The sequence below is a fragment of the Herbaspirillum sp. genome, from assembly GCF_035644555.1.
Classification (GTDB): domain Bacteria; phylum Pseudomonadota; class Gammaproteobacteria; order Burkholderiales; family Burkholderiaceae_D; genus Herbaspirillum.
The window spans coordinates 1-12,109 of record NZ_DASQOH010000034.1; the positions used below are offsets into that span (position 1 = coordinate 1).

Genomic DNA, 12,109 nt, shown 5'->3' on the forward strand with positions numbered 1-12,109 from the left:
CAGGTGGGCGACACGCTGGCTGCCGGCGCCATCAATGCCGAGGGCGTCCTGCTCTTCGAGACCACCGCCATCGGTGCCGAAACCGTGCTGGCGCGCATCGTGCGCATGGTGGAACAGGCACAGGCGGCCAAGGCGCCGATCCAGCGGCTGGTGGACCAGGTCAGCGCGGTCTTCGTGCCGGCCGTGCTGCTGCTGTCGCTGGCGACCTTGCTGGGCTGGGGCCTGAGCACAGGCGCCTGGCAACAAGCCCTGCTCAATGCGGTGGCGGTCATGGTCATCGCCTGCCCTTGCGCCCTGGGCCTGGCCACTCCCACCGCCATCATGGCCGGCACCGGCGTGGCAGCGCGCCACGGCATCCTGATCAAGGATGCCCAGGCGCTGGAAATCGCGCATCGGGTGGAGGTGATCGCCTTCGACAAGACCGGCACGCTCACCGTTGGTCGGCCGCGCCTGACGGAGCTGGAAGCAGCCGATAGCACGCCCCAGGATGAACTGCTGGCCCTGGCCGCCGCGTTGCAGGCACGCAGTGAACACCCGTTGGGTCGCGCCGTGCTGGAAGCCGCCCAGGCGCGCCCCGATCTGCCTGCCTGGCAGGCGCAGAACGTGCAGAGCGTCGCCGGGCTGGGGATCGAAGGCGAGGTGGGCGGGCGCCACCTGCTCTTGGGCAGCAGCCGCTGGATGCAGCAATGGCAGGCCCACTGCCCGGCTTTGCAAGCGCGCGCCGAACAATTGCAGGCCCAGGGCCGCACGCTGTCCTGGCTGGCCGAGCGCCATGCGCAAGGCCTGGTCGTGCTGGGCCTGCTGGCCTTTGGCGACCAGCTCAAGCCGGGCGCCAAGGCCGCCATCGCCACCTTGCACGCGCTAGGCATCCGCACCGCCATGCTCAGTGGCGACAATCGCGGGGCGGCACAGCAGGTGGCAGCCGAACTGGGCATCCAGGATGTGCGCGCCGAAGTGCTGCCGGGCGACAAGGCCGCAGCGGTCACGGCCCTGCGCGAGAATGGCGCGCACGTGGTGGCGATGGTCGGCGACGGCATCAACGATGCGCCGGCGCTGGCAGCGGCCGACGTCGGCATCGCCATGTCCACCGGGACCGACGTGGCCATGCAGGCGGCCGGCGTGACCCTGATGCATGGCGACCCGGGACTCGCAGCGGACGCCATCGACATCTCCCGCCGCACCTACGGCAAGATCCGCCAGAACCTGTTCTGGGCCTTCATCTACAACCTGATCGGCATTCCGCTGGCGGCCTTCGGCCTGCTCAACCCCATGCTGGCGGGCGCGGCGATGGCCTTTTCCAGCGTCAGCGTGGTCAGCAATGCATTGCTGCTGCGTCGCTGGCGGCCGCATCCACAGGATGTGCCGCAAAACCTGAGCAACGAGGGAACCCAGCCATGAATATCGGAGAAGCCGCCAGCGCCTCGGGCGTCTCGGCCAAGATGATCCGTCACTATGAAGAGACCGGCCTGATCCCGCGTGCCGGCCGCACCGATGCCGGTTACCGCGTCTATGGCGAGCGCGACGTGCACCTGCTGCGCTTCATCCGGCAGGCACGCCAGCTCGGGTTTTCCATGGCCCAGGTGAGCGACCTGATCGGGCTCTGGCTGGATCAGTCGCGCTCCAGCCGCAAGGTCAAGCAACTGGCGCAGACCCATATCGGCGAACTGGATCAGCGCATCCGCGAACTGCAGACCATGAAGGCCACGCTGGAACGCCTGGCCCAGGATTGCCATGGCGACAGCCGTCCCGACTGCCCCATCCTGGACGCGCTGGGCGGCCAGGCCGATTGCTGCGCCAGCCAGGCATCGCCGGCATGACGCCGCTGCGCTGGGGCATCATCGGCTGCGGCGCCGTGACCGAACGCAAGAGCGGCCCGGCCTACCAGCGCACACCGGGCTTCGCGCTGGCCGGCGTGATGCGCCGTGATGCCGCGCTGGCGGCCGACTACGCGCACCGCCACGGTGTCGCGCGCTGGTTCGACGATGCGGATGCGCTGATCCACGACCCCGACATCGACGCCGTCTACATCGCCACCCCGCCCGACACGCATTGCCATTACGCACTCAAGGTCGCCGCCGCCGGCAAACCCTGCTGCGTGGAAAAGCCGATGGCCCCCAGCCACGCGCAATGCCTGGAAATGCTGGCCGCCTTCGAACGGGCACAGCAGCCCTTGTTCGTGGCCTATTACCGGCGCTCGCTGCCACGCTTCGAACAAGTGCGCCAGTGGCTGGCCGAAGGCCGCATCGGCACTGCGCGCCACATCCACTGGCAACTGGCGCGCCCACCGGGGCCGGACGACCTGCAGCGACGCTACCGCTGGCGCACCGACGCCCGCATCGCCCCGGGGGGCTATTTCGACGACCTCGGCAGTCACGGGCTGAACCTGTTTTCGCACTTCTTCGGCGAAGTGGCCGAGGTATCCGGCAGCGGCAGCAACCAGCAAGGCCTGTACAGCGCCTGCGATGCGGTGGCCGCAAGCTGGCGCTATCGCAGCGGCGTGACCGGCAGCGGCAGCTGGCATTTCGGCAGCTTCGAGCGCGCCGACCGGGTGGAGATCACGGGTAGCGCCGGCAAGATCGTCTTTTCGGTCTTCGAGGAAGCGGCCCTGCAACTGCACACGGCCGATACCACGCTGCACCTGGAGATCGCCAACCCCGACCCGATCCAGCTGCATCACGTCAGCAACATGCAGCTTCATCTGGACGGAGGTGCGCGCCATCCCTCCTGCGGCGACAGCGCCGCCCACACGGCGTGGATGATGGAAACCATCCTGCGGCCGAAATGACATAATGTCCGCAGCGCGACCGGCGGGGGGACCGACGGTGCCGCAGCCGGCCGGGATGATTGTGCTCCCGCCACCGTTTGTCATCCATCGCCAACCAGAAGAGGGAGACTGTCCGTATGCCCCAGACCAATCATCTGAGTTTCGTCGACACCGACCGGCTGCGCATCGGCTTCGAAGTCAGCGGACCGCCCGAGGCACCACCGGTGGTCCTGCTGCATGGCTGGCCGGATGACGTGCGGACCTGGGATGCCCTGCTACGTCCACTGCGCGCGGCCGGCTATCAGGTCATCCGCCCCTACCTGCGCGGCTACGGGCCGACCCGCTTCCTTGCGCCCGATACGCCACGCAGCGGCCAGCTGTCGGCGCTGGCCAGCGACCTGATGGCCTTCGTCGACGCCCTCGGCCTGCAGCGTTACGCGCTCATCGGCCACGACTGGGGCGCCCGCGCCGCCTATATCGCCGCCTCGCAGACCCCCGAACGCATCAGCCACTGCATCGCCCTGTCGGTGGGCTGGGGGACCAACCGGCCGGACCAGAAACTGACGCTGCAGCAATCGCGTAACTACTGGTACCACTGGTATTTCGCTACCGAACGCGGCGCGGCCGAACTGCGTGAGGACCGTCGGGCCTTCACGCGCTTCATGTGGCATAGCTGGTCACCGTCGTGGAAGTTTGCCGAGAGCGAGTTCAACAATACCGCCGCCTCCTTCGACAATCCGGACTGGGTCGATATCTGCCTGCACTCCTACCGTCATCGCTGGGGCTTCGCCGAGGGTGACCCTGCCTATGCCGCGCTGGAAGCGCGATTGCAGGACACGCCGCGCATCATGGTGCCCACGCTGGTGCTGCATGGCGCCGAGGATGGCGCCAATGCCCCTGCCACCTCCGAGGGCCGGGACAAGTTCTTCGGCAAGGACTATCGGCGCGTGCTGATCCCGGGTGCTGGCCACTTCCCGCAGCGCGAACGACCGGACGAGGTCACCGAGGAAATCATGGCCTGGCTGGCACGCCCGGCCTGATCCACGACCTCAGTGGCAGCCACCGCCGTGGCTGCCCAAATTGGCTGGCTTCGCCTCATCCGGCAGGCTGGCCAGCCCCTGCAGGATGCCGCAATCCCGCGCCGGCTGTTCCACTTCGCACTGCGCGCGCAACTGGTGCAGCTGCGCCTGCAGGGCCTGCAATTGCACGATGCGCTGTGCCACGTGGCCGATGTGCTTGTCCAGCAGGGCATTGACCTCGCCGCAGTTCTGCTCGGGCGCATCGCGCAGGCGCAGCAGTTCGCGCACCTCGTCCAGCGTCATGTCCAGCGAACGGCAATGGCGGATGAACTGCAGGCGTTCGACGTGCCGCTCCCCATAGAGCCGGTAGTTCGATGATGAACGCGTCGGCTCGGGCAGCAAGACCTCTTTCTCGTAATAACGGATGGTTTCCACCGGGCAATCGGCCTGGGCGGCCAGTTCGCCTATCTTGAGCGTATCCATGCGATCCTCGCTTGACCTTGTAGTTACTTCAGGGTTTTTAATATACCCCTGAAACCCGTTGGCTGCACAAGGAGCAAGGCATGACCGGAACCCATCACAAGCACGCGCATGACCACCAGCACGATCATCACGACCATGATCACCATCATGATCATGGGCAGCACCAGCACGCCCGGCCGCAAGCCTGCTGCGGCAGCCACGCCTGCGACAGTGCGGCAACGGTGGCGGCACCGCGCAAGCTGGACGGCGCGACCGAACAGGCGGTCTTCTTCATTCAGAAGATGGACTGCCCGACTGAAGAAAAACTGATCCGTGAACGCCTCTCCAACATGAAGGGTGTGGGTACGCTGGAATTCAACCTGATCCAGCGCGAACTGACGGTGCAACATCAGTTGCCCTCCATCGCACCGCTGGTCGCGACCCTCAAGGCGCTGGACATGCTGCCGGCCGTGAAGTCCGATTCGCTGGATGCCGACGCCGGGGGCGACGCGCCCGACCAGGCGGCTGCCTACCGCATCCCGGCCCGGCGTTGGGCGCTGCTGGGCCTGGCCGGCGTGGCGGCCCTGGGCGCCGAGGTGCTGGCCTGGACCAGCGGCGACGAACGCTCGCTGCCGGTGATCGCGCTGGCGCTGGCGGCCATCCTGCTGGGCGGGCTGGGTACGCTCAAGAAGGGCTGGATCGCCCTGCGCAATTTCTCGCTGAACATGAATTTCCTGATGTCGCTGGCCGTCATCGGCGCCGCCGTGATCGGCCAGTGGCCGGAAGCGGCGGTGGTGATCGTGCTGTTCACCCTGGCCGAGATGATCGAGGCGCTGTCACTGGACCGCGCCCGCAACGCCATCGCCGGGCTGATGGCGATGACCCCGGACATGGCCACCATGCGCAGCGCCGATGGCAGCTGGAACAGCGTGCCGGCCGCCAGCGTGGCCGTGGACGCCATGGTGCGCGTGGCACCGGGCGAGCGCGTACCGCTCGATGGCCTGCTGGTCAGCGGCAGCACCAGCATCAACCAGGCGCCGATCACCGGCGAGAGCCTCCCGGTGGCCAAGCAGGTCGGCGATCCGGTCTTCGCCGGCACCATCAATGAACAGGGCGCCTTCGAGATGCGGGTCAGCGCCGCCCAGGCCGATTCCACCCTCTCGCGCATCGTCCGGAGCGTGCAGCAGGCCCAGGGCCAGCGCGCCCCGACCCAGCGCTTCGTGGACAACTTCGCGCGCTACTACATCCCGGCTGTGGTGGTGATGGCCGTGCTGGTGGCCCTGCTGCCGCCCTTGCTGACCGGTGCGCCCTTCCAGCCCTGGCTGTACAAGGCGCTGGTGCTGCTGGTCATCGCCTGCCCTTGCGCGCTGGTCATTTCCACGCCGGTGACCATCGTCAGCGGGCTGGCCTCGGCGGCCCGGCACGGCATCCTGATCAAGGGTGGCGTCTATCTGGAACAGGGGCGCCGCCTGCGCGCCCTGGCGGTGGACAAGACCGGTACCCTGACCTTCGGCAAGCCGCGCCTGACCGACGTGGTCTCGCTGCAGGCGGGTGCCGACCAGCAGGCCCTGCTGCAACTGGCGGTGTCGCTGGCGGCGCGCTCGGACCACCCGGTCTCGCGTGCCATCGCGGTGCAGGAGGAGAACCAAGAGGATAGGCAGGCACTGGAGGTGCAGGACTTCGCCGCCCTGGCCGGACGCGGCGTACAAGGCCGCATCGACGGCCAGTTGCTGCACCTGGGCAATCACCGCCTGGTGCATGAACTGGGCCAGTGCAGCCCGGAACTGGAAGCGCGCCTGCAAGGCTTCGAAAAGCAGGGCAAGACCACCACCCTGCTCTGCCGCGACGGCCGCCCGGAACTGCTGATGGCAGTGGCCGACACGGTGCGCCCCAGCAGCCGCCAGGCGGTGAGTGAACTGCAGGCCATGGGCGTGCAGGTGGTCATGCTGACAGGGGACAACAGCCACACCGCCCAGGCAATTGCCGGGCAGACCGGCATCACCGATGTCCGTGGCGACCAGCTGCCGGAAGACAAGCTGCAGGCCATTGAACAGCTGCGCCAGCGCCATGGCGAGCGCAGCGTGGGCATGGTCGGCGACGGCATCAACGACGCCCCGGCCCTGGCGCGCGCCGATATCGGCTTTGCCATGGGCGCGGCCGGTACCGACACCGCCCTGGAGACGGCCGATGTCGCCCTGATGGACGACGACCTGCGCAAGATCGCCGACTTCATCGGCCTCTCGCGCCAGGCCCATGCCGTACTGGTGCAGAACATCAGCATCGCCCTGGGCATCAAGGCGGTATTCCTGGTGCTGGCCCTACTGGGGATGAGCTCGCTGTGGATGGCCGTGTTCGCCGACATGGGCGCCAGCCTGATCGTGGTCTTCAACGGCCTGCGGCTGGTGCGCGGCTTGCGCCAGCGCAAACCGGCCGGTTGATCCACGGTCGGCACAGCGACTATACTGGCGCCCATGATGCTGCGCGCAAAAATCCTCCTGCTCTGGCTGCTGGCGCTGGCGATTCCCCTCCAGGGTTTCGCCGCCGTGCTGCAGGCCTGCGCGCCGGCGATGCAAGCGACACAGCAGCATGCGCAACATCATGGTCAACAGCAGGCCGGTCAGGCGAGCGCCACTGTCATGACCGCCGACCAGACGGCACAGCATCACGCCCATCATCACCCGATGACGCAAACCCTGGCCGATAGCGATCCCGCGCCGGCCCCCTCGCATGGCACGCAGCACGCCAACGCCTCCTGCAGCTTCTGCGCCACCTGCACGGTGGGCGCCATCCTGCCGCTGGCGCTGGCTACCGTTCCCGCACCCGATCTTCCCTCGCACGACTACCTCGTGCAGCCGGCCTCCGGCTTCGTCGGCTACCTGCCGGAAAACCCCGACCGTCCCCCTGCCCTCGCCTGATCCCGTCCCGCGCACGTCCACGTGCGCGTGAGCTCTGCCCCGTTCCGCGCCGCATCCTGCATGCCGCACGGCGGATGACGATCATCATCAGACGAGGATTTCATGATCCCCCATGTTTCACGCCCCTTGCGGGCAGTCGCCGTGGCCGCCTGTGCCATGCTGGCCGGCTGCGCGCAGCTCTCGCCCGACGCCGGCTTCGACCGGCTGGCACAGACCAGCACCGAGCGCCTGGGCCAGGCGCCCGCCTGGAACCGCACGCCCGAACAAGGCCAGGCCAGCCAGGACCGTGTCACCCGGCTCTTGCAGGCCGACGGTAGCGCTGGCCCCACGGCCACCCGACTGGCCAGTGCCGATGACGCGGTACAGATCGCCCTGATCAACAACCCCGAACTGCAGGCCGCCTTCGCCGAACTCGGCGTGGCAGAAGCCGATCTGGTCCAGGCCGGGCGCCTGCCCAACCCCGGCTTTTCCTTTGCCCGCACCCATGCCGGCGATGACATCAAGATCGAGCGCAGCCTGTCGCTGGGCCTGATGCGCCTGCTGACCATGCCAGCCACCGCCCGTATCGAACAGCGCCGCTTCGAACAGGTCCGCCTGTCGCTGGCCGCACGCGTGCTGGCGCTGGCCGCCCAGACCCGGCAAGCCTATTACCAGGCGGTGGCCGCGCAACAGGGCCTGACCTACCAACAGCAGGTCGCCGACGCCGCCGACGCCGCGCACGAACTGGCCGCGCAGATGGCCCGCCTGGGCAACATCAGCAAACTGGACGCCGCCCGCGAGCAGTTCTTCTACGGCCAGGCGCAAGCCAGCCTGCAACAGGCTCAGCGCCTGGCCGCGCAGGATAAGGAAACCCTGGCCCGCCTGCTGGGCCTGGCCCCCGACTTCGCCCTGCCGGCGCAACTGCCGGCCCTGCCCGCGCAACTGGATGCCCTGGGCGACGTCGAGCAGCAGGCATTGCAACAGCGACTGGACGTACAGGCCGCCCGCACCGAACTGGAAGGCCTGCAAGGATCGCTGGGCCTGACCCGCGCCACGCGCCTGGTCAACGTGCTGGACCTGGGCGCGCTGCGCACGTCCGAAAGCGGCAAGCCGCCTGAAATCGGCTACGAGATCTCCATCGAGATCCCGCTCTTCGACTGGGGCCAGGCCCGCGTCGCCAAGGCCGAGGCGATCTACCTGCAAGGCGCCCACAAGCTGGCCGGTGCCGTGCTGGACGCCCGCGCCCAGGCGCGCCTGGCCTGGCGCCAACGACAGGATGCCTACGCCCTGGCACGACGCTATCGCGACCAGTTGCTGCCGCTGCGCCAGCGCATCGCCGAAGAAAACCTGCTGCGCTACAACGGCATGCTGCTGAGCGTCTTCGCGCTGCTGGCTGATGCCCGCGAACAGGCCAGCACCGTCAACGCCGCCATCGATGCCCAGCGCGATTTCTGGATCGCCGACGCCGCCCTGCAACTGGCCCTCAACGGCCGCCCCACCCAAGGAAAGCAACCATGAACCCGAGCGACAAAGACCGCCGCCACTTCCTGCGCGGCGCCGCCCTGGCGGTAACCGCCGGCGCCGTCAGCCGCGTCGGCGCGGCCAGCCTGCCCGAGGCCGCGCTGCAGACCACCGCCGCCACCCAGCCACCGCTGCAACCGGCCACTGGCCGCCCCTATCAACCGGTGGTCACGCTCAACGGCTGGACCCTGCCCTGGCGCATGAAGAATGGCGTCAAGGAATTCCACCTGGTGGCCGAACCGGTGGTGCGTGAAATCGCCCCCGGCATGAAAGCCAATCTGTGGGGCTACAACGGCCAGAGCCCCGGCCCCACCATCGAAGTGGTGGAAGGCGACCGGGTGCGCATCTTCGTGACCAACAAGCTGCCCGAGGCGACCTCGGTGCACTGGCATGGCCAGCGCCTGCCCAACGGCATGGATGGCGTCTCCGGCCTGACCCAGCCGGCCATCCCGCCGGGCAAGACCTATGTCTATGAATTCACCGCCCGGCGCGCTGGCACCTTCATGTACCACCCGCATGCCGACGAAATGGTGCAGATGGCCATGGGCATGATGGGCTTCTGGGTCACTCATCCCAGGGACCCCGGCCAGATGCGCGTGGACCGCGACTTCGTGTTCCTGATGAATGCCTACGACATCGCACCCGGTGCGGCCGTCCCCAAGGTCAGCACCATGCTGGACTTCAATCTCTGGACCTGGAACAGCCGCGCCTTCCCCGGCATCGACCCGCTGGTGGTGCGGCAGAACGATCGCGTGCGCATCCGCGTGGGCAACCTGACCATGACCAACCATCCCCTGCATCTGCACGGTCACGAATTCAGCGTCACCGGCACCGACGGCGGCTGGGTGCCACCCTCGGCACGCTGGCCCGAAGTCACCACCGACATCGCCGTGGGCCAGATGCGCGCCATCGAGTTCGACGCCACCGAGGAAGGCGACTGGGCGCTGCACTGTCACAAGGCCCACCACACCATGAACGCCATGGGTCACGACGTTCCGACCATGATCGGAGTGGACCAGTCGCGGGTGGTCGCGAAGATCAGCAAGCTCATCCCCGACTACATGGCCATGGGTGACAAGGGTGGCTCCATGGACGGCATGGAGATGCCGTTGCCCGACAACACCTTGCCGATGATGACCGGGACCGGCCCCTACGGCCCCATCGAAATGGGCGGCATGTTCAGCACCGTCAAGGTACGCCGCCACCTGGCCCGTGACGACTACCGCGACCCCGGCTGGTACCGCGCCCCCAGCGGCACGGTCGCCCGCGAATGGCAGGGAGACATGCCCGAAGCCAGGCGCGCGGTCGGCAGCCATACCATGCCGGCAGCGCCGGCCCCGCTGGACGTGGTCAAGCCGGGCGGCCATCACGGCCACTGAGCCAGCCACCGCAAAAATTCACCTTTACACCCTCAAGAAAGGAAGCCCCATGTTACGCACCCTCCTCCTCACCCTGGCTCTTTCGCTGCCCGCGCTGGGCGTCCATGCCCAAAGCACGGCGCCCAAGGTCGACGGCGAAATCCGCAAGGTCGACGCTACCGCCGGCAAGCTCACCATCCGTCACGGCGACATCCCCAACCTGCAGATGTCGGGCATGACCATGGTCTTCAAGGCCGCACCGGAAATCATCGGGCGCGCCCATGAAGGCGAGAAGATCCGCTTCACCGCCGACCGTATCGATGGTGCGCTCACCGTCACCTCGCTGGAAAGCCGGAACTGATCGGCACCGACGGGTGCGGGGCGACGGACTGAAGGCGCCATGCCGGATGCAAATTTCGTCGCCCCGAGGACTATTCCCCTGCGGCATTGGCGTTATCATCGGTTTTTTCCATAACAGGCCATCGCGCCGACACAACAGAGGAGACCCGGCATGCCCCAAGTGATCCAGCAAACGCCCTCGGCCTATGGCTATCCGCTGCTGATCAAGCAATTGCTGCATAGCGCCCTGTCCACCGCCCCCGACCAGGAAATCATCTACGGCCAGCGCCGCCTCACCTATACCGGCTTCTACCAGCGGGTACAGCGCCTGGCCAATGTGCTCAAGGAAATGGGCGTCCAGGCCGGCAACACCGTGGCCGTGATGGACTGGGACAGCAACCGCTATCTCGAATGCTTCTTCGCCGTGCCGATGATGGGATGCGTGCTGCAGACGGTCAACGTGCGCCTGTCGCCGGAGCAGATCGCCTACACCCTCAACCATGCGCAGGCTGATGTGCTCCTGGTCAATTCCGACTTCATGCCGGTGCTCAAGCAGATCCGGGGCGAACTCACCACCCTGACCCGCTGCGTACTGCTCACCGACGATGGCACCCCCTGCCCGCGCGGCCCCGGCTTTGCCGGCGAATATGAAGAACTGCTGGCCCAGGCCGAGGCCAGCTACAGCTTCCCCGACTTCGACGAAAACGCCCGCGCCACCACCTTCTACACCACCGGCACCACCGGCCTGCCCAAGGGCGTCTACTTCAGCCACCGGCAACTGGTCCTGCACACCCTGGGCACCACCGCCGGCCTGGCACTGGCCCCGCAGCAAGGCCGCCTGCACCGCGACGACGTCTACATGCCGCTGACCCCGATGTTCCACGTCCACGCCTGGGGCTTGCCCTATGTCGCGACCATGGCCGGCGTCAAGCAGGTCTACCCTGGCCGCTACGTCCCCGACACCATCTGCCGCCTGATCCGCGAAGAAAAGGTCACCTTCTCGCATTGCGTACCCACCATCCTGCAGATGATCCTGTCATCGGAACAGGCCCGCCAGACCGACCTCACCGGCTGGAAGATGATCATCGGCGGCTCCGCCATGACCGGCGCCCTGGCCAAGGCTGCGCTGGAGCGCGGCCTTGACGTCTTCACCGGCTACGGCATGTCCGAGACCTGCCCGGTCCTGACCCTGGCCCAGGTCGCCACTGCCGACCTTGGCAGCGACCGCGAAACCGCCCTGCGCCTGAAGACCGGCCGCCCGCTGCCCCTGGTGGCCTTACGCACGGTCGATGGCGAGATGAACGACTGCCCGCACGACGGCAAGAGCACGGGAGAAGTCATCGTCCGCGCCCCCTGGCTGACCCAGGGCTACCTGCACCAGCCCGAAGCCTCGGAAGACCTCTGGCACGGTGGCTGGCTGCACACCCAGGACATTGGCCACATCGACGCCGAAGGCTACCTGCAGGTCACCGACCGCATCAAGGACGTCATCAAGACCGGAGGCGAATGGGTATCGTCACTGCAGATCGAAGACATCATCGCCCGCCACCCTGCCGTCGCCGAAACCGCGGTCATTGGCATCCAGGACGGCAAATGGGGCGAGCGCCCGATCGCGCTGGTGGTATTGAAAAAAGACAGCACAGGCGTGACTGAAGAAGACATCCGCCGCCACGTCATGGCCGCTGCCGAAGCCGGCACCATCTCCCGCTACGGCGTACCTGACCGCGTCCAGTTCGTCACCGAACTGGCCCG

11 protein-coding genes are annotated in these 12,109 nt (G+C 67.4%); 10 read left to right on the forward strand and 1 reads right to left on the reverse strand.

Going from position 1 to position 12,109, the window contains the following annotated elements; all coding sequences use genetic code 11:
* The 4 genes from VE092_RS08965 to VE092_RS08980 all read left to right on the forward strand — a co-directional run.
* On the forward strand, positions 1–1,398 hold a 1,398-nt coding region (locus VE092_RS08965; protein WP_324875890.1), incomplete at its 5' end, for a heavy metal translocating P-type ATPase.
* Positions 1,395–1,817: a Cu(I)-responsive transcriptional regulator gene (gene cueR, locus VE092_RS08970; protein ID WP_324875891.1), complete on the forward strand. Its 423-nt coding sequence runs from the start codon at positions 1,395–1,397 to the stop codon at positions 1,815–1,817. The genes VE092_RS08965 and cueR, both read left to right, overlap by 4 nt.
* On the forward strand, positions 1,814–2,785 hold the full coding sequence (locus tag VE092_RS08975; protein WP_324875893.1) for a Gfo/Idh/MocA family oxidoreductase: 972 nt from the start codon (positions 1,814–1,816) through the stop codon (positions 2,783–2,785). The genes cueR and VE092_RS08975 overlap by 4 nt, the downstream gene beginning before the upstream one ends.
* 116 nt (positions 2,786–2,901) lie before the next feature.
* Complete coding sequence (locus tag VE092_RS08980; RefSeq protein ID WP_324875895.1) at positions 2,902–3,804, forward strand: alpha/beta hydrolase; 903 nt, start codon at positions 2,902–2,904, stop codon at positions 3,802–3,804.
* Positions 3,805–3,813: 9 nt separating this feature from the next.
* Here the strand turns inward: VE092_RS08980 and cadR are convergent, their stop codons facing one another.
* Entirely contained in the window at positions 3,814–4,266 is a 453-nt protein-coding gene (cadR, locus tag VE092_RS08985) for a Cd(II)/Pb(II)-responsive transcriptional regulator (protein ID WP_324875897.1), read from the reverse strand.
* 80 nt (positions 4,267–4,346) lie between these two features.
* Here cadR and VE092_RS08990 point away from each other — a divergent pair, with 80 nt between their 5' ends.
* From VE092_RS08990 to VE092_RS09015, 6 genes are all read left to right on the forward strand, one after another.
* Positions 4,347–6,683, forward strand: a complete 2,337-nt coding sequence (locus VE092_RS08990) for a heavy metal translocating P-type ATPase (protein WP_324875899.1) — start codon at positions 4,347–4,349, stop codon at positions 6,681–6,683.
* A gap of 36 nt (positions 6,684–6,719) precedes the next feature.
* Complete coding sequence (locus VE092_RS08995; RefSeq protein WP_324875901.1) at positions 6,720–7,160, forward strand: hypothetical protein; 441 nt, start codon at positions 6,720–6,722, stop codon at positions 7,158–7,160.
* Between the two features lie 102 nt (positions 7,161–7,262).
* Positions 7,263–8,657, forward strand: a complete 1,395-nt coding sequence (locus tag VE092_RS09000) for a TolC family protein (RefSeq protein ID WP_324875904.1) — start codon at positions 7,263–7,265, stop codon at positions 8,655–8,657.
* Positions 8,654–10,039 (forward strand): copper oxidase, encoded by a 1,386-nt coding sequence (locus VE092_RS09005; protein WP_324875906.1) that lies wholly within the window; start codon positions 8,654–8,656, stop codon positions 10,037–10,039. Before VE092_RS09000 ends, VE092_RS09005 begins: the two co-directional genes overlap by 4 nt.
* Positions 10,040–10,088: 49 nt before the next feature.
* On the forward strand, positions 10,089–10,379 hold the full coding sequence (locus VE092_RS09010) for a copper-binding protein (protein WP_324875909.1): 291 nt from the start codon (positions 10,089–10,091) through the stop codon (positions 10,377–10,379).
* A gap of 150 nt (positions 10,380–10,529) precedes the next feature.
* Positions 10,530–12,109: fatty acid--CoA ligase (locus tag VE092_RS09015; protein ID WP_324875911.1), on the forward strand; the 1,580-nt coding region annotated here is incomplete at its 3' end.